We start from the raw sequence: 20,180 nt of genomic DNA, 5'->3' as shown, positions 1-20,180 counted from the left end.
GGGGCCTGTTCTGCATGCGCAGGATCAGCAGTCGCGCAGCTCGGGGCTCTGGTTGAGCACCTGCCCCCGCACGCTGATGAACTCGCGGTACATCGGCGAGCCGACCTGCGACGGCGCGAACGCGGCGACGCGGTGGCAGTTCTGGAACGCCAGCACGACGCCGAAGTGGCGCTCGAGCGCACCGCGGATCGCGTTGCTGGCCAGGGCGCGCAGCAGCTGCCCGCGGGCCTGCTCCGACGGCGGCGGCACCTCGTGCTCGCCGAACGGTGCGTCCGGACGGGCGACCTGGTCGGCAGCCGCGGAGGAGATCACCTCCCACGCGTAGGGCAGCGACTCGCGCACGACGGCGACGAACTGCGCATCGTCGAGCTCGCCGCGCTCAGCGGCATCGAGCACGTGGGTGGGGACATCGAGCGACACGGTTTCCTCCCGAGTTGGATGAGATACCTGGACGGTCCGGATGATCACGCCCACACCGGCGGTGCGTACGTGAAGTCCGGGTACGTGAAATCGGGGTCGACCTGCGCGGCGAGGTCCGCGCCGACGGCGCGGTTGCCCCACGCCTCGGCGTTGCGCAGGTGGAAGGCGACCGAACCGCGGTGGTAAGCGGCCCAGTCGCGATCGCGGGCGTCGAGCGCGGCGAGCAGGCGTCGAGGACCGCGAGGTTGGCCGGCTCCAGCTCGGCGACGGGAGCCGCGGAGCCGCGTTCGGCTGCGCGCACCCACGCCGACGTCCCGATGCAGCCGATCAGCGCGTCGCCGACCTGCTCTCGCAACCAGCCGGCGTCCTCGTCGTCGCTGACCTTGTTGCCCAGCACCCGCAGCTCGACGCCGTGGCCCGCGGCGTGCTCGGCGTACTGCCGGTAGACGCCGACGCCGCGCCGGGTCGGCTCGCTGACCAGCACCGTCAGGTCGAAGCGGGTGAACAGGCCCGACGCGAAGGCGTCCGCGCCCGCGGTCATGTCGACCACCACGTACTCGCCGGGCCCGTCGAGCAGGTGGTTCAGGTAGAGCTCCACCGCCCCGGTCTTGGAGTGGTAGCAGGAGACGCCGATGTCGGCCTCGTCGAACGCGCCGGTGACGACGTAGCGCACGCCACCCGGGGCCACGGCCGAATACCGCGAGAGCAGCTCGCCGGACGGGTCGAGGTCGAGCAGGCGGGAGCCGGCACCCGGCGGCGTCGTCTTGATCATCGACGCCGCCGATGCAACACGCGGGTTGGTGCCGCGCATGTGGTCCTTGAGCCAACCGAGGTCGGTGCCGAGCGCGCGCGGCGGCGCTCCCTCGTCGCCGAGCGCCTGGCCGAGGTGCTGGTTGATGTCGGCGTCGACGGCGAGCACCGGGCGACCGAGTGCGGCCACGAAGCGGCTGAACACCGCGGCCGACGTCGTCTTCCCGCTGCCGCCCTTGCCGACGAAGGCGATGCGCATGCCGTGTCCTTCCGGGCCGATGAACTGCCAAATGAACCGTGGCGCTGATGATAATCGTTATCACCAACGAGTGATCCACTCGGCCCGGCGGTGTGACGGGCTGCGACGGCCGGTGCCCTGATCGGGGTAGCGCGGAGCGTCAGGGCCGGCGGCGCGTCAACACCTCGCGCAGCGGCGGGACGACCACACCCTGCGCAGCCATCTTGCGCCGCGCCCGGCGGCGCGCGACGAGCACGCCGGCCAGCCCGAACGCCCATATCGCGTACTGCACCGTCCAGGCCACCCGGAACGACTCCGGGGTGTACCCACCGGGCCCCACGGCGCCGAGCACGATCCCGACCCCGAGCGCCACCAGCAGCGACGCGACGAACCCTCCGACATTGACGATGCCGACGGCGGTGCCCTGCCGGTGTCCGGGGTTGAACGTGCGGGCGAAGTCGAAGCCGATCATCGAGCCGGGGCCGCCCAGCGCCAGCACGACCACGAGCAGCACCAGCAGCCACCGCGGCGCGGGCGGCGGCACGGCCAGCACGATCGTCCACATCAGCGCGGTCACGGTGATCACCGACAGCACCAGCCACGAACGCCGGAGCGGATGGCGGGCGGTGAACTCACCGAACAGCGGTCCGGCGACAACCCCTGTCACGACGAACATCGTCAGCAGCGCGCTGGCCTCCGTCGTGCTGAAGCCCTGCCCGGCCACGAGGTAAGGCACACCCCACAGCAGCGCGAACACGGTGCCGGAGAACTGCGTGCCGGTGTGCGTCCAGAGGCCGAGCCGGGTGCCCGGCTCCCGCCACGAGCAGACGAGCGACTCGACCACCTCGCGGGGTGACGCCGCCCGGGGTGGCGCCGGCGCGCCCGGCGGGCGGTCGCGCACCACGACGAGCACGGCGATGGCCGCGGCCACCCCCAGCGCGGCGGCGGAGACGAACGCGGTCGTCCAGCCGGGCCCGTGCAGCAGCGCCGCGAGCGGCACCGCACTCAGCACCTGACCGAACTGCCCGAGCAGACCTGTGAGCTGGGTCATCACCGGCACGCGCCGGCTCGGGAACCATGCCGTCACGACGGCGAGAACGCTGATGAACGTCAAGGCGTCGCCTGCACCGACGAGCACACGCGCGGCGATCGCGAGCGGCACCCCCGTCGCGAGGCCGAGCAGGGCCTGCCCGCTCGCCATGATCAACGCGCCGGCGACGACGAGCTTGCGCGGCCCGAAGCGGTCGAGCAGCACCCCGGCCGGGACCTGCAGGATCGCGTAGACCAGCAGCTGCAGCACCAGGAACCCGGACAGCAGCGCGGGCCCCGCAGAGAAGCGCTGCGCCGCGTCGAGCCCCGCTACGCCGAACGAGGTGCGGTGCATGACGCCGACGAGGTAGGCCGCCAGCCCGACGGCCCACACCACCCACATCCGCTGGGCCCGATTCATGTGCAGGTGACTCATCTCGAACCCCATGGTGCGCGAGACCCACCCGGAACGGGATGCTGTGCGGGGAGTTTCACGTTGTGAGCTGTGGAACGTGAGACGTGGAGCGCGCAAGGGGCGTGGACATCCGTCCCGTCGGAAAGTGGAGGTGCGCAGTGCTGGAGCCTGCCGAGCTGTACGAGATGGCACCCGATGCCCCTGAGCTGGAGCAGCCGGTGCTGCTGGTGGCGCTCGACGGATTCGTCGACGCCGGGAACGCCGCGCGGCTCGCGGTGGCGTCGCTGCTGGCCGAGCGGGAGCCGCGCACGGTCGCGCGGTTCGACATCGACCAGCTCATCGACTACCGCTCGCGGCGCCCATCGCTGCGGTTCGACACCGACCGCTGGGCGTCGTACGACCCGCCCGAGCTGAACGTGGTGGCCGTCGGCGACACCGCGCAGACCCAGTACCTGCTGCTGACCGGCCCGGAGCCGGACACGCAGTGGGAACGGTTCTCCGCGGCCGTCGAGCAGATCATCGACCGGCTCGGGGTGCGCCTGGTGATCAACCTGACGGCGATCCCGATGGCGGTGCCGCACACCCGCCCGATCGGCGTGACGGTGCACGGCACGCGGCCGGAGCTGACCGAGGGCCACGAGGCCTGGTTCGCGACCGCCGAGGTGCCCGGCAGCGCCGTGGGGCTCATGGAGTTCCGGCTCGGCGAGAGCGGCCACGACGCCATGGGCTTCGCCGTGCACGTGCCGCACTACCTCGCGCGCGCGGAGTACCCGCAGGCCGCGCGGGTGCTGCTGGACCACGTGGGGATCGCGGCCGACCTCTACCTCCCGACCGAGCCGCTGTCCAAGGCGGCGGAGCGGGCCGAGGAGGAGATCACCGAGCAGGTCGAGGCGTCCGACGAGGTGCGGCAGGTCGTGCTCGCGCTGGAGCGCCAGTACGACACCGTCGCGAGCGGCCGCGGCGAGCACACCGGGCTCGGCCTCGCCGGCGAGCTGCCCAGCGCCGACGAGCTCGCCGCCGAGGTCGAGAAGTTCCTGGCCGACCAGGACGACGAGCAGGACCGGTAGGTCTGCATCGACAACGACGTAATGGCTGCTTGTTAGCGCTCACAACAGCCAGAACGTCGTTGTCGACGCCTCAGCCGAGCAGGTCCAGCCCGGCGCGGACGATGCTGTCGGTGTCGATGCCGTGGTGGCGGTAGACGTCGTCGAGGTCGCCCGACTGCCCGAAGCGCGAGACGCCGAGGTGGGCGGCGCGCACCTGGTTGACGGTCGCGAGGAACGCGAGCGTGTGCGGGTGCCCGTCGAGCACGGTGACGAGCGGGGTCGCGCGGCGGGCGGGGAACGCGGCGTCGAGGATCCAGGTGTCGCCGCTCCCGCGCCCCCCGCGGGCCTGCACCGCGTCGAACACCAGCCCGGGGCTGGTCACGCACACGACGTCGGCCGGCGTGCCACCCGCGGCCAGCCGGTCGGCGGCGGCGAGCGCCTCCGGGACCATCGCGCCCATCGTCGCGATGGTGAGCGCGGGTGGACCGTCGGCCCGCCGCAGCGGGTAGGCGCCACCGACGACCTGGCGCCGCCGCCGCTCGCGGGCCGCGGGGTCGGCGGGCACGGCGGCGAGGGTCTGGTCGACCGGCCGGGTCGAAAGACGCAGGTACGCCGACGTCCCGCCCGGCCGACCGAGCCGGGCCAACGACGCGAGCAGCGTCCACTCCACGTCGATCGCGAACGCCGGCTCGTACGTGGTGCAGCCGGGCTGCTCGAGCCCGACCGACGGGGTGCTGATCGACTGGTGCGCCCCGCCCTCCGGCGCCAACGACACGCCCGACGGCGTGCCGACGAGGATCGACTGCCCGCCCGCGTAGATCCCGAACGACCACGGCTCCAGCGCGCGCTCGACGAACGGGTCGTAGAGCACCCCGATGGGCAGCAGCGGCTGCCCCCATCGCGACCACGTCGCACCCAGCTCGCCGAGCAGCCCGACCAGGTTCGTCTCGGCGATGCCCAGCTCCATGTGCTGGCCGCTCGGGCGCTCGCGCCAGTGCAGGATCGTCTCGGGGTCGTCGGCGAACCAGTCGACCTGCTCGCGCGCCGCCCACACGCCCACCTTGTTCACCCAGCCGCCGAGGTTGGTCGACGAGCTGACGTCCGGGCACAACGTGACCACCCTGCGGGCGGCGTCCGGTGCGGCGCGGGTGAGGTCGAGCAGCGCGCGGCCCAACGCGGCCTGCGTGGTCGCCGTCCCCGACGGCGTGCGGCCGATGTCCACCGGCAGCTCGGGCACGGGCGCCGCCGCGAACGGCGTCCTGCGCAGCCGCTGCGCCACCTCCTCGCACAGCCGCGCCGCAGGTGAGTCGGCCGGCAGCGGCGCCCACGGCGCGTCGACGTCGGCGCCGACCCGCTCGGCCAGCTGCACCAGCTGCTCGTTCGTGAGCAGCGACGAGTGGTTCTGCGGGTGCCCCTCGCTGGCCAGCCCGTACCCCTTCACCGTGTAGGCGAAGATCACCGTCGGCCGGGTGTCGTCGATCGAGGTCAGGGCGTCGCGCAGGGCGCCGAGGTCGTGCCCGCCGAGGTTGCGCACCGCGGCGTGCAGCGTGGCGTCGTCGAGCTCGGCGATCAGCGTGGCCAGCTCGGCGCTCTCCCCCGGCAGCCGCTCGCGCAGCTGCGCGGGCGTGCAGCGCAGCAGCCGCTGGTACTCCGGGTTGGGCATCTCGTCGATGCGCGTACGCAGCGCGGCGCCGCCCGGCCGGGTGAAGAGCTCCTCCAGCAGGCGCCCGTACTTGACGGTGAGCACCTGCCAGCCCGCGGCGGCGAACATGCCCTGCAGGCGGGTGGCGCCGATGTTGGGCACGACCCTGTCGAGCGACTGCCGGTTCAGGTCGACGATCCAGACGACCTCCCCCAGCTCGCCCACCATCGGGTCGAGCACGGCCTCCCAGCACGCGCCCTCGTCCAGCTCGGCGTCGCCGACGAGCGAGTACTGCCGGCCCGTCCCGACCTCGGGCGCTATCGACGAGGTGTAGCGACGGGCGAGCGCTCCCCAGATCGGCGCCGTCGCACCGATCCCGACCGAGCCCGTCGAGTAGTCGACGGGGTCGGGGTCCTTCGACCGGCTCGGGTAGCTCTGCAGGCCGCCGAACTCGCGCAACGTCGTGAGATAACGCTCGTCGAGCTCACCCAGCAGGTGGTTGATCGCGTGCAGCACCGGCGACGCGTGCGGCTTCACCGAGACCCGGTCGGCGCTGCGCAGGTGCTCGAACCACAAGGCCGTCATGATCGTCACCATCGACGCGCTCGACGCCTGGTGCCCGCCGACCTTCAACCCGCTCTCGTTGGGCCGCACCCGGTTGGCGTGGTGCACGATCGCCGTGGCCAGCCACAGCACGCGCTGCTCGATCGCGCGCAGCGCCTCCGCCGTGCCGGCGGGTTTCGTGTCGAGCTCGGTCATGCCGCAACTGCATCACCCACCGGGCGGCGAGCACAACCTCACTCGACACTGAGGCCAGGCGACTGGGGGTCCATCGACTCGTAGGTCGTGTAGGTGTACCTGTAGACGTTGTCCGATTCCGGCGGCCGGTCCATCGAGCAGACGGCCAGGTCGTCAAGCACGCTGCACTCCACGGTCCGCGGCTCGCCGTTCTCAGGTGTCGCGAGCATCTCCGCCCGCACGACCTTCGGCGGAATCCGGATGATCGCGAAGGGATCGGGCCCGGTGGGGTGTGCCCACCTCACCATCTTCGCCCGGGTCGGATCGTCCAGCGGCGGCAGCGGGAACCCGTCGAACGCCCGGTAGTAGTCCGGGAGGTCGGTCGCCGGCGGATCCAGCTCGCAGAAACCCACTCCGACGTCGCCGACCCGCGCGATGAGCAGCGGCGGGGCGCCCTCGATCTCGTGGCGGCCGAACGGCACCCACGATCCGGGATCGCTGAAGACGTGGGTCGGAGCCTTGGCGATACAGGCGTCCAGCACCGCGTCGTCCGGTGACCCCGTCCGCTTCGGAAGCTCGCGGTCGACGTACCGCGTAGCGTCCTCGGGCTCGGGAAGCGGTCCGTCGTACAGGGTCTCGCCGGTCCGGCGGTCGATGACCTGCACCTGGATCATCTCGGGAGCCTCATCGTCGTTGATGTCGTAGAACGCGACGTTGGCGTCCTTGATCTCCGACGCCTTGTCGGGATTCGACCGCGGACCGACGATCAACCTGCGGTCGTCGGGGTTGAGGAACACGAGCTTGCCGGGCGCCATCCGGGTCACAGAAACGTTGCCGGGGATCGGCGTTCCGGCCGAGGCGGACGCGATGTTCTCAGAGAAGATCGTCGCGCCCGGCGTCAGCAGGCAGGCGAAGAAGTCGTCGATGATCACGTCGGTCTCCAGCGCACCCGTGCCGACCGCCGACGTGACCTTCCACTCGTCGGGTGGCCCGTAGAACTGCGACTGGTCGCTGTGCTCGACGGCGTTCCCGCACCGGTCGACGAAGGACTTGTCGGAGCCGTCGCTGAGCGGCCACCCCACGATCCCGTGCGGGATGGACGCGACCCGCGGCGGCGGGCGCTCACCCGGCCCGAAGCCGGACAGCGCGAACGTCGTCGTCACCAACAGCGTGACGACCACCGCCGCCGCGGCCGCGGCGAGGAGAAAGGGACGCCGCTGCCGAGGCGGTGCGTCCAGCCCGGCCAACACCGTCTGCAGCGCGCGCTCCCGCACCTCGGCCGGCAACGGCGGGGCGGGCGGCAGGTCGAGCTCGTTCATCGGACCTCCTCCGGGAGCAGCGTGCGCAGCCGGGTACGGGCGCGGTGGATGCGGGACCGCAAGGTCACCTCGCTGATGCCGAGCGCCCTGGCGGCGTCGGCGTGCGACACCTCCGCCACCAGGCACAACGCGACGGCCTCACGCTGGCCGGTCGGCAGCTCGGCGATCGCGGCGATGACCTGGTGCAACCGCCTGCGGTCGTCCAGCGAGGCCACGACGGTGTCCGCGTGGTCGCTCACGTCGGGCGGCGGCCCGACCCGCAGCTTCAGCCGTTTGTGCCGGGTGGTGCGGCGCCAGTCGGTGCGGGCCTCGTTGCTCGCGACCGTCAGCAGCCACGGCAACGCCGTCCCGTCGACCAGCCGCACGTCACCTCGGCGGCGCCACGCCGTGAGGAAGGTCGCGGCCAGCACGTCCTCCGCGGCCGGGAGCGTCACGGTCAACCGGTAGGCCTGGCTCCACACCGCCGCGGCGTGCTGGTGGTACAGAGCGGTGAACGCGGCGCGGTCCCCCCGTTGCGCAGCGGCCCACAGCTCGGCCTCACCCGGCGGTGCAGGCAATCGAACGGCCCCCTCGCTCGTCGTCATACCCCGCTATGTCCAGCAGTGCACCTTCCGTTGCACTCGTTCGTGTTGCGCAGTACGAGACAAACGGTAACGACATGGTTGAACTCGACGCCTCGAGTTGACGGGGCAACCCGGCCGTCGGATCGTGGCCCCCGTTACGAGGCCAGCCACCACCGACAGGCCGGGAGCAGCGCTGCGCCCGGCCTCCGAACGCGGGAGGGGGGAGGCGCCGCCGACAGCCGGGCGCCGCCAGCATGACCGTCCACGAGAAGCCCGAAGGCACCGCACCGGCATCCGATGCGGCACCTCCGGGCAGCACACCCTCCGACAGCGCGCCGTCCGAGAGCGCACTGCCACGCTCGACCACCGCTGAGCAGCAGCACCCACTCGACCGGTGGATCTTCGGCATCGCCGCGGCGCTGGTCGTTGCGTTCATCCTCTGGGGTGCGTTGTCCACCAGCACGCTCAGCGCCGTGTCCTCCGCCGTGTTGGCCGGCGTCATGAGCGCGGGCGGATGGGCGTTCGTGCTCACCGCTTCCGGTTTCGTCGTCTTCGCGCTGTGGCTGGCGTTCAGCAAGCAGGGCCGCATCCCGTTGGGCGCCGACGACGAGGCGCCGGAGTTCCGCACGGTCTCCTGGATCGCGATGATGTTCAGCGCCGGGATGGGCATCGGCCTCATGTTCTACGGCGTGAGCGAGCCGCTCTCGCACTTCGCGAGCCCGCCGCCCGGCACCGTCGCCGCCGGTGACCCCGAAGCGCTCGACGTCGCGATGGCGACGACGCTCTTCCACTGGACACTGCATCCCTGGGCGATCTACGCCGTGGTCGGGCTGGCCATCGCCTACAGCACGTTCCGCCGCGGGCGGCGCCAGCTGATCAGCTCGGCCTTCGCACCGCTGCTGGGCGAGCGGCACACCGAAGGCGCGTTCGGCAAGGCGGTCGACATCCTCGCGATCTTCGCGACGCTGTTCGGCTCGGCCGCGTCGCTCGGGCTCGGGGCGCTGCAGATCGGCGCGGGCCTCAAGCTCAACGGGGTGTCCGCGGTCGGCGAGGTGCTCCTCGTCGTGATCATCGTGGTGCTGACGATCGCGTTCGTGTGCTCGGCCGTCACCGGTGTCGCCAAGGGCATCCAGTGGCTCTCCAACATCAACATGGTGCTGGCGGGTGTGCTCGCGCTGGTCGTGTTCGTCGGCGGGCCGACCGTGCTGATCCTCAACCTCATCCCGACCGCCATCGGCGACTACTTCGGCAACCTCGCGCAGATGGCCGCGCGCACCGCGGCCAGCGGCGGCGACGCGACGGCGGAGTGGCTCTCCGGCTGGACCGTCTTCTACTGGGCGTGGTGGATCTCGTGGACGCCGTTCGTCGGCATGTTCATCGCCCGGATCAGCCGCGGCCGCACGATCAAGCAGTTCGTCGTGGGGGTGCTGCTCATCCCGAGCGCGGTCAGCCTGATCTGGTTCGCGATCTTCGGCGGCGCCGCGATCAACCTGCAGCGCTCCGGGACCGACCTCGCGGCGCAGAGCACGGAGGGCCAGCTCTTCGGGCTGCTGAACACGATGCCGCTCAGTGGTGTGCTCAGCGTGATCGCCATGGTCCTCGTTGCGATCTTCTTCGTCTCGGGCGCCGACGCCGCGTCGGTGGTCATGGGCACACTGTCGGAGCGCGGCTCGATCCTGCCGAGCCGGTGGGTCGTCGTGTTCTGGGGCGTCGTGATGGGCGCGATCGCCGCGATCATGCTCCTCGTCGGAGCGGGACAGGACGAGGCGCTCAAGGGCATCCGGGACATCACGATCATCATGGCCGCGCCGTTCGCGATCGTGATGGTCGTGCTGTGCGTCGCGCTGGCCAAGGACCTGCGCAACGACCCGATGATGCGCAGGGACCGGCGCTCCGCCCTGGCCGTCGAGCGGGCGGTGGAGTTCGGCACGCAGAAGTACGGCGACGAGTTCTTCATGCCGGTGAAGCCGCACTCCGAGGCTGACCCGCCACCCAAGAACTAATCGCACGACTGATCGCGCGTCGACGTCATGGCTGCCCAGTAGGCATCGGGGCAGCCATGACGTCGTTCTGGGCCCCTTCTAAGGCTCCAGCACGACCTTGCCGGTGACCGCGCGCTCGTCGATGCGGGCCAGCGCTTCCGCGGCCTTCTCCAGCGGGAACGTCTCGCTGATCAGCGGGTCGAGCCTGCCCGCCCGCAGGTGCGGGAGCAGCTCGTCCCACTGCTGGTGGATGAAGCCCGCCCGGCGCAGCGCGAAGGCGCCCCATCCGACGCCGACGACGTCGATGTTGTTCAGCAGCAGCCGGTTGACCTTCACGGTGGGGATCTCGCCCGCGGTGAAGCCGACGACCAGCAGCCGGCCCTCGGGCGCGAGGCAGCGCAGCGAATCGGTGAAGCGGTCGCCGCCGACCGGGTCGACCACCATGTCCACCCCGCCCGGGAGCAACTCCTTGACGGTGTCGCGGAAGCCGTCGGCGAGCACGACGTCGGTCGCGCCCACCGTGCGCGCCACCTCGCCCTTCTCCTGCGTCGACACCACGGCGACCACCCGCGCGCCGAGCGCCCCGGCCAGCTGCACCGTCGCCGTCCCGACGCCGCCGGCCGCGCCGTGCACCAGCACGGTCTGCCCCTCGCGCAGGTGTCCGCGGGTGAGCAGCGCGAAGTGCGCGGTGAGGTAGTTCATCGGGAGGCAGGCCCCTGCGGCGAACCCGACCTCGTCGGGCAGCGGGAGCACGTTGGCGGCCGGCACCGCGACGACCTCGGCGAACGCGCTCCCACCCGGGAAGGCGGCCACCCGGTCGCCCGGCCGCAGCTCGGAACCCTCCGGTGCCTCGCGCACCACCCCGGCAGCCTCCGAGCCGAGCGTGAACGGTGTGTCCGGCTTGTACTGGTAGAGGCCTTTGCTCTGCAGGACGTCGGGGAAGTTGACGCCCGCTGCCTTCACGTCGACCAGAACCTGATCGGCGCCCCGCGTCGGTTCCGGGACGTCCCGGATCTCCACAGCGGACGGCCCGTCCAACCGCACAACCTGCACAGCGCGCACATCAGCCCCTTTGCTCGACGAGAGGGGCCCATCCTCACCCGGGGAACGGTCAGGCGGGAACTCCGTCGTCGTACTGGATGACCCGCGGCGCCTGGGTGAGCTCCTCCACCAGCGCCATCAGCCAGCCGTCGAGCCGCTGCTGGACGCGTTCGAGCACGTCCAGCTCGCACGCCAGGTCCACCGAGCGCGACGCCGCCTGCTCGTCCTTCGCGGCGCCGCCGTCGAGCAGGTCGCGCAGCTCGTCGCGGGTGCGGTCGATCCGGATGCGACAGGCGTCGGAGCTGTCGACGTGCGAGTAGAGGCGGGCGCGCTGCTCAGGGCTGAGGCCATCGGGAACGGTGGCGACGAGCTGCTGGAGCCGGTGCGGGTGCAATGTGGTGGTCCCCTCACGTGACGATCGTCACCTGTGACCGTATGTGGAACGCGGCGATCACGGAACCCCACCCCGTTACGGTCCGCCCTATGTCGCGCCTCGCGGACACCGGCCTGTTCTTGCGCGAGTTCGTCAAAGATCCGCTGCACACCGCCGCCGTGGCGCCCAGCTCCCCCACGCTCGCCGCGGCGATGACCGGTCCCCTCCCCGCCGCCGGCGAACCGGTGGTGGTCGAGCTCGGGCCGGGCACCGGCGCGTTCACCGAGGCGATCCAGCGCCACACCGGCGGGCGGTGCCGGCACATCGCCGTCGAGCTGCACCCGGGGTGGGCCGAGCTGCTCCGGGAGCGCCACCCGGGCGTCGACGTGGTGCTCGGCGACGTCCGCGACCTCGCGACGATCCTCGCCGACCGCGGCGTCACGTCCGTCGATGCCGTAGTGAGCGGGCTGCCGTGGGTGGCGTACGTGCCCTCGCCCGGCGGACGCCCGCTGCACACCGTCATCACCGACGTGCTCGCGCCCACCGGGGTGTTCACGCAGTTCGCCTACACCTGGACGCGCTGGGCACCGCCGGCCCGGCGGCAGCTGGCCGACCTGCGCGCCCACTTCGCCGACGTCGTGATCAGCCGGCCGGTGTGGCGCAACCTGCCGCCCGCCGTCGTCTACGAGGCGCGCAAGCCGCAGCCCACGTCCCGGACGTAGCGCCCGGCCGCCGGGGAGTGCCTGGAAAGTGGCCTTCCAGGCGTGTGGCGCCGGGAAAGTGGCTTTCCAGGCACAAGCCGGGCGCGCGAGGGCGCGGCTAGAGGTGGGGTTCGACCAGCTCCACGTACCGGCGGGCGAGGGTGGCGACGACGTCGGCGCCGGGGGCGGCCCAGATGTCGGCGTGGAAGATCTCCACCTCCACGTCGCCGGTGTACCCCGACGCCGCCATCGCTCGGGTGAAGGCAGTGAAGTCGACGTGCCCGTCGCCCATCATCCCGCGCGCGAGGAGGGTGTCGGCCGGCAGCGGGGTGATCCAGTCGCACACCTGGTAGCTGATGATCCGCTCCCCCGCGCCGGCGAGCAGCTCGTGCACGCCCGGCTCCCACCACAGGTGGTACGTGTCGGCGATGACGCCGACCTCGTGGGGCGCGAACCCAGCGGCCATCTCCAGCGCCTGCGCGAGCGTCGAAACCACACCGCGGTCGGCCGCGTAGATCGGGTTCATCGGCTCGATGCCGAGCGTGACCCCCCGCTCGACGGCGTGCGGCACGAGCGCGCCGATCGCGTCGAGCGCCCGCTGCCGGGCCGCGACGAGGTCGCGGTCGCCCGCCGGGAGCCCGCCCGGCACGAGCACGAGCGCGCGGGTGCCCAGGCCGGCGGCCTCGTCGATCGCGGCGACGTTGTCCGCGTGCGCGCTGGTCCGCTCGTCGGGGTCGGACGCGGTGAAGAACCCGCCGCGGCACAGCGACGAGACCCGCAGGCCGGCGTCGTCGACCCAGCGCCGCGCCTGCTCCACCCCGACCTCGGCAACCGGCTCGCGCCAGAGCCCGATCGCGCCGATCCCGGCCGCGACGGCGCCGTCGATCGCCTCCCGCAGCGACCAGTTGGCGGTGGTGCGCTGGTTGAGGGAGAGGCGGGCGAGCCGCGGGTCACCGGGCGATGGCGTCGGGACCCGCGGCTGCGCGCCGCTGGGGACGTCGAGAACGGCCGTCACGGCGTGAGCCCCGCGACGGCGAGCAGCGACCGCATCCGGGCCGCGGCCAGCTCGGGGTCGGGGAACAGCCGGGCCGCGTTGGCGAGCACGAACAGCCGCCCCAGGTGCACGGGTGAACGGGCCGACTGCATCCCGCCGACCATCGTGAACCCCGGCTGGTGCCCGGCGAGCCACGCCAGGAACGCGATCCCGGTCTTGTAGTGGAACGTCGGAGCGGCGAAGACGTGGCGCGAGAGCTCCAGCGTCGGCGCGAACTCAGCGTCGTACCGGTCGAGGTCGCCGTCGTCGAGCGCGGCCAGCGCGGCCGACGCCGCCGGCGCGATCGCCGCGAACGCACCCAGCAGCGCGTCGGAGTGGTGCGTGCCGTCGCCGCGGATCAGCTCGGGGTAGTTGAAGTCGTCGCCGGTGTAGAGGCGCACGCCGGCCGGCAGCGCGGCCCGCAGCCCGATCTCGTGCTCCGCGGAGAGCAGCGACACCTTCACCCCGTCGACCTTCGCCGCGTGCTCCCGCACGACCTGCAGGAACGTCTCCGTGGCAGCGGCGACGTCGGCGGAGCCCCAGTAGCCGCGCAGCTGCGGGTCGAAGACCTCGCCGAGCCAGTGCAGGATCACCGGCTCGCGCACCTGCCGCAGCAGCTCGCCGCACACCCGCAGGTAGTCGTCGGGGCCCTTCGCGACGGCGGCCAGTTGCCGCGACGCCATGATGATCACCTGCGAGCCGGTCGACTCGACGAACTCGATCTGCTCGGTGTAGGCGTCGATGACGTCGTCGACGGTCGTGAGGTCGGTGCGGTGATCGGTGCCCGCACCGGACGCGATGCGCGCGCCGGACTCGGCCGCCTGCTTCGCGCTGCGCGCCACCAGCTCCTGCACCGCGGCCCAGTCGAGGCCCATGTTGCGCTGGGCGGTGTCCATCGCCTCCGCGACACCCAGGCCGTAGGTGAACAGGTGCCTGCGGAACGCGAGCGTCGCGTCCCAGTCGACGGCCGCGGGCGCACCGGGCACGTTCTCGCCGAGCGGATCGGCGACGACGTGCGCGGCGGCGAACGCGACCCGCTCGCGGTAGGGCTGCGGGTGCTGCACCCACGCCCGCGGCTCGGCGAGCTCGACCCGCTGCCAGCCGCCGGGGGCAGGAACGTCGACGGCATTCACGCCAGCTCCACCCGCTTGCCCTCGGCCGACGAGCGCAGCGCGGCGTCGACGAGCTTCAGCCCGCGCACGCCGCTCGCGAAGTCGTACGGGTGCGGCCGGCCGGCGTCGACGTCGAGGAGGTACTGCTCCCACTGCGCGCGGAACCCGTTGCCGAACTCCTGGTTGTCGGGCACCTGCTCCCACTGCCCGCGGAAGTCCTGGTCGGTCGGCACGTCCGGGTTCCACACGGGCTTCGGGGTGCGCACCCGAGGCTGGATGCGGCAGCCGAACAGCCCGGCGACGGCGGAGCCGTGCGTGCCGTCGACCTGGAACTCCACCAGCTCCTTGCGGTCCACCCGCACCGCCCACGACGAGTTGATCTGGGCGATGACCCCGCCCGCCAGCTCGAAGATCCCGTACGCGGCGTCGTCGGCGGTCGCGTCGTATGCGTTGCCCTGCTCGTCCCACCGGGTCGGGATGTGCGTGACGGCCTTGGTCATGACGGCCTGCACACCCCCGAACAGGTGCTCCAGCACGTAGTTCCAGTGGCAGTACATGTCCAGGACCATCCCGCCGCCGTCCTGGGCGCGGTAGTTCCAGCTCGGCCGCTGCGCCGGGATCAGGTCGCCCTCGAACACCCAGTAGCCGAACTCGCCGCGCACCGACAGGATGCGGCCGAAGAACCCGGAGTCGATCAGCCGCTTCAGCTTGATCAGGCCCGGCAGGTAGATCTTGTCGTGCACCACGCCGTCGACGATCCCGGCGGCGCGGGCGGCGTCGACGAGCTCCTGCCCCTCCGCGACGGACTCCGCGAGCGGCTTCTCGGTGAAGACGTGCTTCCCGGCGGCGATCGCGGCGAGGATCGCCTTCTTCCGCTCGCTCGTGACCTGGGAGTCGAAGTAGACCTGGGCGGAGTCGTCGGCGAGGGCGGTGTCGAGGTCGGTGTGGAACTCCTCGATGTCGTGGCGGCGCGCGATGTCGGCGAGCTTCTCGCGGCTGCGCCCGACGATGACGGGTTCGACCTGCAGCCTGCTGCCGTCGGGGCGCAGAACGCCGCCCTCGTCGCGGATCGCGAGCACGGAGCGGACCAGGTGCTGGCGGTACCCCATCCGCCCGGTCACGCCGTTCATGACGATTCGCACGATCTACCTGCTTTCTGGAGAAACGGGGACTGCCGGGCGGCCGCCGAGGTACAGCTCGGCGAGCCTCGGGTCGGCGAGCAGCTGCGGCGCCGGCCCGCTGATGTGGACGCGGCCGAGGTCGAGCACGCACCCGACGTCGGCGGTCTCGAGCGCGCGGCGCGCGTTCTGCTCGACGAGCAGGATCGCGATGCCGGCCTCGCGCATGCGCACCACCTGCTCGAACACGGTGGTGGTGGTCTTCGGGTCGAGCCCCATCGAGGGCTCGTCGAGCAGCAGGACCTTGGGGTCGACCATCAGCGAGCGGGCGAACTCCACCTGCTTCTGCTGGCCGCCCGACAGCAGCCCCGCGAGCGACTTCCACCGCTCCTTGACGACGGGGAACAGCTCCTGGACGAACGCGACGCGCTCGGCGACGGCGGCCTTGTCGGCGATCGTGTACGCGCCGAGCCCGACGTTCTCCGCCACCGTCATCTCGCGGAACACGCTGTGGCCCTGCAGGACGTGCGCGAGGCCGGCGGCGAGCATCTGCTGCGGCCCGCGGCCGGTCACGTCGACGCCATCGACGTGGATCGTGCCCGAGCGCGGTGCGAGCAGCCCGCTCGCCACCTTGAGCACCGTGGACTTGCCAGCACCGTTGGGGCCGACGAGGCAGACGACCGTGCCTGCGTGCACGGCGACGGACAGGCCGCGCAGCACCAGAGCGGCGCGACCGTAACCGGCCTCGATGTCCTTCAGTTCCAGCAGGGGTTCAGACACCGAGATACGCCTCCAGCACCGCTGGATCCGACTGGACGTCGGCCGGCGGACCCTCCGCGATCGGCCGGCCCCGGTCGAACACGACGACGTGGTCGGACAGGCTCATCACCAGCTCCATGTTGTGCTCGACCACGATGAACGTGCGGCCTTCCGCGTTCAGCTCGCGCACGAGCGCGGCGATCCGGTCGATCAGCGCCGGGTTCACCCCGCCCGCCGGCTCGTCCAGCATGATCGTCTCGGGTTCCGCCATCAGCACCCCTGCCAGCTCCAGCAGCTTCTGCTGGCCGTAGGACAGGTCGCGGGCCTCGGCCGCCTCCAGGTGATCGATCCCGACGCGGTGCAGCCAGCCGCGGGCCCGCTCGACGTCGGCGGCGCCGCCGGACCGGCGCAGGAGCGCGCCGATCCCCTGCGGGCGGACGGCGGCGAGCAGGTTCTCCATCACCGTCATCCGCGGGAAGATCCGGCAGAGCTGGAAGCTGCGCCCGATCCCGGCGGCAGCGACCCGGTGCGGCGCGGTGCGGGTGATGTCCTTGCCGCGGTAGCTCGCCGTTCCCGAGTCGGGGCGGATCATGCCCGTGACGCAGTTGAAGAACGTCGTCTTGCCCGAGCCGTTCGGCCCGATCAGTGCGTTGACCTTGCCGTGGCGGAACGACACCGTCGCGTGGTCGACCGCGACCACGCCGCCGAAGGCCTTCGTGAGCTCCCTGGTCTCCAGTCCGGCGGTCACGGCACACGCTCCTTCTGCAGCTCGGCGGCGCTGACCTCGCGGATGGAGCTCTGCTGCGGGCCGCGGCGGGCGAGCAGGCCGCGCACCGCGGGGATCACGCCGTCGGGCATGAACAGCACGACGACACCGAGCAGCAGCCCGGTCGCTACGAGGTGGAACTGGGTGTCGCCGTACTGCTGCTTGAAGAACTCCAGCGCCACCCCGACGACCAGCGCGCCCAGCACCGGCCCGAACAGGTGCCGCACGCCGCCGAGCAGCGCCATCAGCACCATGTAGGAGCCGATCAGGATGGAGAACTGGAACACCGGGTCGAGGTCGCCGAACCACAGCGCGTACATGCCACCGCCGAGCGCGGTGAACGTCGCGGAGAGCACGAACGCCGCCAGCTTGTAGGCGAACGTCGGCACCCCGAGCGCCTGCGCCTTGTCCTCGTCCTCCCTGATCGCCTTGAGGCCCATGCCGAAGCGGGAGCGGTCGATCGTCCACCAGGCCAGCAGCACCAGTGCGAGCAGCGCGGCGAACAGGTAGAAGAACACGAGGTGGTGCTGCGGGCGCAGCAGCTCGGGGAACGGCCGGGGCACGACCAGCCCGTCCGAGCCACCGGTGACCTCGCGCCAGCTCTGGAACACCAGCAGCAGGATCAGGACCAGCGCGATCGAGACGATCACGAACGACGCGCCGCGCACCCGCAGCGCGGCGATGCCGATCGGCACCGCCAGCACCGCGACGACGAGCCCGGCCAGCCCGAGCGCGAGGAAGCTCGGCACCCCGGCCCGGGTGATCAGCAACGCCGTGCCGTACGCACCGAGGCCGAAGTAGGCGGCGTGGCCGAGCGAGATGTAGCCGGTGAAGCCGCCTACGACGTTCCACGAGGTGGAGAGCACCGCGTAGTGCAGGATCACCACGGCCGCCGAAAGGATGTAGGCGTTCGGGCTGACCAGCGGGAACGCCAGCACCAGCGCGACGCCGACGGCCAGCGCTACCCACCTAGAAGCGCTGCGCAAGGCGACCTCCGAAGAACCCCTGCGGGCGGATCATGAGCGTCGCGAAGAGCGCGAGGTAGAACACCGTCTGCGCCCACGTCGTGCCCATCGGCAGCTGCAGCAGGCTCTGCATGATGCCCAGCAGCATCGCCGCGATCGCCGCACCCGGCACGCTGCCCAGGCCGCCGACCACGATGATCGCCATCAACGGCCCGATCCAGTGCCAGTGCAGCGACGGGAAGATCGTCGAGTCGAGCGCGAGCGCGGTGCCGCCGATGGCGGCCGTCGCCAGGCCCAGGCCGAAGCCGAAGCCGGCGATCCGGTTGGTGTCGATGCCGAGCAGCTGCGCGGCCTGCGGGTGCTGGATGGTCGCGCGCAGCGCCTGCCCGAACCGCGTGCGGGTCAGCACCAGGAACAGCCCCAGCAGCGCCAGCGCCGCGAGCCCGAACGCGATCAGCTTCACCACCGCGATGCGGGCGCCGAAGAAGTCGATGCTCGCGCCGCTGTAGGGCAGCTGGATGCGCCGCTGCGTGCCCGAGTAGACGAATCCGAGCAGCCCCTCGATGGTCAGCGCGACGGCGAACGTCAGCAGCACCGACATCATCGTCACGGTCGCCGGCCGCAGCCGCGCGATCAGCAGCCGCTGCATGCCGACCCCGGCGAGGAAGAACAGCGGCACCGTCACGACGAGCGAGACCAGCGGGTCGAGCCCGGTGCGCTGGTTGAAGTCCCAGGCCAGGTAGGCGGCGAGCACGAGGAACGCGGAGTGCGCGATCATCACGACCCGCATCACCCCGAAGTACAGCGTGAGGCCGGCGGCGAGCAGCGCGTACAGGCCGCCGAGCAGCACGCCCAGCACGAGGCTCTGGAAGAGCAGGGTCCCCGTCACCAGGCGGCCTTCGGGAAGGTGAACTCCGCTTCCTTGCTCTCCGCCGGCAGCACGATCTTGATCTTGCCGTCGACGTACTGCTGGATGAGGTGCGCGCTCTGCGGGCGGCCCTGCGCGTCCCAGCTGAGCGGGCCGACGACGGTGTCGACGGTGTTGGTGCGCAGCCAGCCGATCAGCTTCTGCTGGCAGTCGCCCTGCGCGGCGCACCCGACGGCGGTCACCGCAGCCGCGACGACCTCACCGGTCGTGTACGCGTTCGCCTCGTCCTCCGACGGCGCCGAGCCGAACTGCGCGGTGTAGAGCTTCACGAACTCGACGTTCGACGGGAACTTCGCCTCGGCCGTCCACCCGGTCGGCGAGAGGATGCCCTCGGTCTTCGACCCGATCGCGGCGGGGAACTCGGGGTTGGTCGGCGCCGTGGTGAACGCCGCGAGCTTGGGCTGGTAATTCAGCTGCTGCAGCGCGACGATCAGGTTCACGGCGTCCTGGTACTGGGTGCCACCGACCATGATCTCGGCGCCGGAGTCGCGGATCTTCGCCGCGATGCCGCCGAAGTCGGTGGTGTTGGGCGGGTAGACCTCGTCGACGACCGTCTGGATGCCGGCCGCTTCCAGCTTCTTCTTCAGCCCGTAGGCCGTGCCCTGTGCGAACGGGTCGTCCATCGCGGCGTACGCGGCGGTCTTGGGCCGCTGGTCCGGCGGCATCGCGATGATCGTCTCGGCGAGGTGGTTGTAGTGGTCGTCCGCGATCGCGGGCGCGGCGTAGAAGAGGTTGTCGAAGCCCTGCTCGAACACCTGCGCCGCGGCACCGGCCGGCTCGACGAACAGCATCCCGTACTCCTTGGCCACCCGCGCCGACGGCACGACGAGCCGCGTGGAGAACGGGCCGAAGACGAGGTCGACCTGGTCCTGCTCGATGAGCGACTCGTAGTCGGAGACCACGCGGTCGGCGTTGGACTGGTCGTCGAGGATCTTCAGCTCGACCTGCCTGCCGAGCAGCCCGCCCTTGTCGTTGACGGCCTTCGCCCACGCCTCGTAGCCGCGCTGGACGCCCTTGCCGGGCTCGGAGAAGTCGCCCGTCAGCGGCAGCGAGACCCCGATGGTGATCGGGTCGGTGGGCGCGCCGCCGCCCGATGCCCCGGGCTGGGCGCCGCCGCAGGCCGTAAGGGTGAGCGCGGCGGCCATGGCCGCGCCGCCGAACCGGAGGAGGGTGCTGACCTTCATTGGTGCGCTCCACAAGCCGAGGCGGACGTAAGCGCTTTCGTAAGCGCTTTCGCGACCC

At 71.7% G+C, this 20,180-nt stretch carries 18 protein-coding genes and 1 pseudogene; 3 read left to right on the top strand and 16 right to left on the bottom strand.

Annotation, left to right across the window (positions count from 1 at the left end):
• Positions 1-24 precede the first annotated feature (24 nt).
• The 3 genes and pseudogenes from LL648_RS26305 to LL648_RS26295 all read right to left on the bottom strand — a co-directional run bounded on the left by LL648_RS26305 (position 25) and on the right by LL648_RS26295 (position 2,873).
• On the bottom strand, positions 25-420 hold the full coding sequence (locus LL648_RS26305; RefSeq protein ID WP_232665408.1) for an SCO5389 family protein: 396 nt from the start codon (positions 418-420) through the stop codon (positions 25-27).
• 44 nt (positions 421-464) lie between these two features.
• Positions 465-1,429, bottom strand: a pseudogene (locus LL648_RS26300) (nucleotide-binding protein).
• Between the two features lie 139 nt (positions 1,430-1,568).
• Complete coding sequence (locus tag LL648_RS26295) at positions 1,569-2,873, bottom strand: MFS transporter (RefSeq protein ID WP_232665407.1); 1,305 nt, start codon at positions 2,871-2,873, stop codon at positions 1,569-1,571.
• Between the two features lie 137 nt (positions 2,874-3,010).
• On the opposite strand from LL648_RS26295, the gene LL648_RS26290 reads away from it, so the two are divergent.
• Positions 3,011-3,919: a proteasome assembly chaperone family protein gene (locus tag LL648_RS26290; RefSeq protein WP_232665406.1), complete on the top strand. Its 909-nt coding sequence runs from the start codon at positions 3,011-3,013 to the stop codon at positions 3,917-3,919.
• Positions 3,920-3,989: 70 nt separating this feature from the next.
• Here LL648_RS26290 and LL648_RS26285 read toward each other — a convergent pair whose 3' ends face one another.
• Genes LL648_RS26285 through LL648_RS26275 form a run of 3 tightly spaced genes read right to left on the bottom strand, consistent with a single transcriptional unit; the run spans position 3,990 to position 8,154 of the window.
• Positions 3,990-6,299 (bottom strand): transketolase-like TK C-terminal-containing protein, encoded by a 2,310-nt coding sequence (locus LL648_RS26285; RefSeq protein WP_232665405.1) that lies wholly within the window; start codon positions 6,297-6,299, stop codon positions 3,990-3,992.
• 38 nt (positions 6,300-6,337) lie between these two features.
• On the bottom strand, positions 6,338-7,597 hold the full coding sequence (locus LL648_RS26280) for a hypothetical protein (protein WP_232665404.1): 1,260 nt from the start codon (positions 7,595-7,597) through the stop codon (positions 6,338-6,340).
• Positions 7,594-8,154 carry an RNA polymerase sigma factor gene (locus LL648_RS26275; protein WP_232665403.1) on the bottom strand — a complete coding sequence of 187 codons (561 nt, stop codon included), beginning with the start codon at positions 8,152-8,154 and terminating at the stop codon, positions 7,594-7,596. The genes LL648_RS26280 and LL648_RS26275 overlap by 4 nt, the downstream gene beginning before the upstream one ends.
• A gap of 260 nt (positions 8,155-8,414) precedes the next feature.
• On the opposite strand from LL648_RS26275, the gene LL648_RS26270 reads away from it, so the two are divergent.
• Positions 8,415-10,163 (top strand): BCCT family transporter, encoded by a 1,749-nt coding sequence (locus LL648_RS26270; protein ID WP_232665402.1) that lies wholly within the window; start codon positions 8,415-8,417, stop codon positions 10,161-10,163.
• A gap of 78 nt (positions 10,164-10,241) precedes the next feature.
• Here LL648_RS26270 and LL648_RS26265 read toward each other — a convergent pair whose 3' ends face one another.
• Together LL648_RS26265 and LL648_RS26260 are read right to left on the bottom strand one after the other, a co-directional pair.
• Complete coding sequence (locus LL648_RS26265; RefSeq protein WP_232665401.1) at positions 10,242-11,204, bottom strand: NADPH:quinone oxidoreductase family protein; 963 nt, start codon at positions 11,202-11,204, stop codon at positions 10,242-10,244.
• 49 nt (positions 11,205-11,253) lie between these two features.
• On the bottom strand, positions 11,254-11,577 hold the full coding sequence (locus LL648_RS26260) for a hypothetical protein (protein ID WP_232665400.1): 324 nt from the start codon (positions 11,575-11,577) through the stop codon (positions 11,254-11,256).
• 89 nt (positions 11,578-11,666) lie between these two features.
• Here LL648_RS26260 and LL648_RS26255 point away from each other — a divergent pair, with 89 nt between their 5' ends.
• Positions 11,667-12,278, top strand: a complete 612-nt coding sequence (locus LL648_RS26255; RefSeq protein ID WP_232665399.1) for a class I SAM-dependent methyltransferase — start codon at positions 11,667-11,669, stop codon at positions 12,276-12,278.
• Between the two features lie 97 nt (positions 12,279-12,375).
• Here LL648_RS26255 and LL648_RS26250 read toward each other — a convergent pair whose 3' ends face one another.
• Genes LL648_RS26250 through LL648_RS26215 form a run of 8 tightly spaced genes read right to left on the bottom strand, consistent with a single transcriptional unit; the run spans position 12,376 to position 20,122 of the window.
• Positions 12,376-13,272 (bottom strand): sugar phosphate isomerase/epimerase family protein, encoded by an 897-nt coding sequence (locus LL648_RS26250; protein ID WP_232665398.1) that lies wholly within the window; start codon positions 13,270-13,272, stop codon positions 12,376-12,378.
• Positions 13,269-14,423 carry a dihydrodipicolinate synthase family protein gene (locus LL648_RS26245; RefSeq protein ID WP_232665397.1) on the bottom strand — a complete coding sequence of 385 codons (1,155 nt, stop codon included), beginning with the start codon at positions 14,421-14,423 and terminating at the stop codon, positions 13,269-13,271. The genes LL648_RS26250 and LL648_RS26245 overlap by 4 nt, the downstream gene beginning before the upstream one ends.
• On the bottom strand, positions 14,420-15,532 hold the full coding sequence (locus tag LL648_RS26240; protein ID WP_232665453.1) for a Gfo/Idh/MocA family protein: 1,113 nt from the start codon (positions 15,530-15,532) through the stop codon (positions 14,420-14,422). Before LL648_RS26240 ends, LL648_RS26245 begins: the two co-directional genes overlap by 4 nt.
• Before the next feature lie 15 nt (positions 15,533-15,547).
• Positions 15,548-16,300: an ABC transporter ATP-binding protein gene (locus LL648_RS26235; RefSeq protein ID WP_232665396.1), complete on the bottom strand. Its 753-nt coding sequence runs from the start codon at positions 16,298-16,300 to the stop codon at positions 15,548-15,550.
• Positions 16,293-17,027: an ABC transporter ATP-binding protein gene (locus tag LL648_RS26230; protein ID WP_232665395.1), complete on the bottom strand. Its 735-nt coding sequence runs from the start codon at positions 17,025-17,027 to the stop codon at positions 16,293-16,295. The genes LL648_RS26235 and LL648_RS26230 overlap by 8 nt, the downstream gene beginning before the upstream one ends.
• Positions 17,024-18,031, bottom strand: a complete 1,008-nt coding sequence (locus tag LL648_RS26225; protein ID WP_232665394.1) for a branched-chain amino acid ABC transporter permease — start codon at positions 18,029-18,031, stop codon at positions 17,024-17,026. The genes LL648_RS26230 and LL648_RS26225 overlap by 4 nt, the downstream gene beginning before the upstream one ends.
• Positions 18,015-18,899 (bottom strand): branched-chain amino acid ABC transporter permease, encoded by an 885-nt coding sequence (locus tag LL648_RS26220; protein WP_232665393.1) that lies wholly within the window; start codon positions 18,897-18,899, stop codon positions 18,015-18,017. Before LL648_RS26220 ends, LL648_RS26225 begins: the two co-directional genes overlap by 17 nt.
• Positions 18,896-20,122, bottom strand: coding sequence for an amino acid ABC transporter substrate-binding protein (locus tag LL648_RS26215; protein ID WP_232665392.1), 1,227 nt, complete (start codon positions 20,120-20,122; stop codon positions 18,896-18,898). The genes LL648_RS26220 and LL648_RS26215 overlap by 4 nt, the downstream gene beginning before the upstream one ends.
• Positions 20,123-20,180 lie beyond the last annotated feature (58 nt).

The organism is Pseudonocardia sp. TRM90224 (assembly GCF_021245725.1).
Classification (GTDB): Bacteria; Actinomycetota; Actinomycetes; order Mycobacteriales; family Pseudonocardiaceae; genus Pseudonocardia.
The sequence above is the reverse complement of the archived record's forward strand: the minus strand, read 5'-3'. Positions and strand labels throughout refer to the sequence as shown.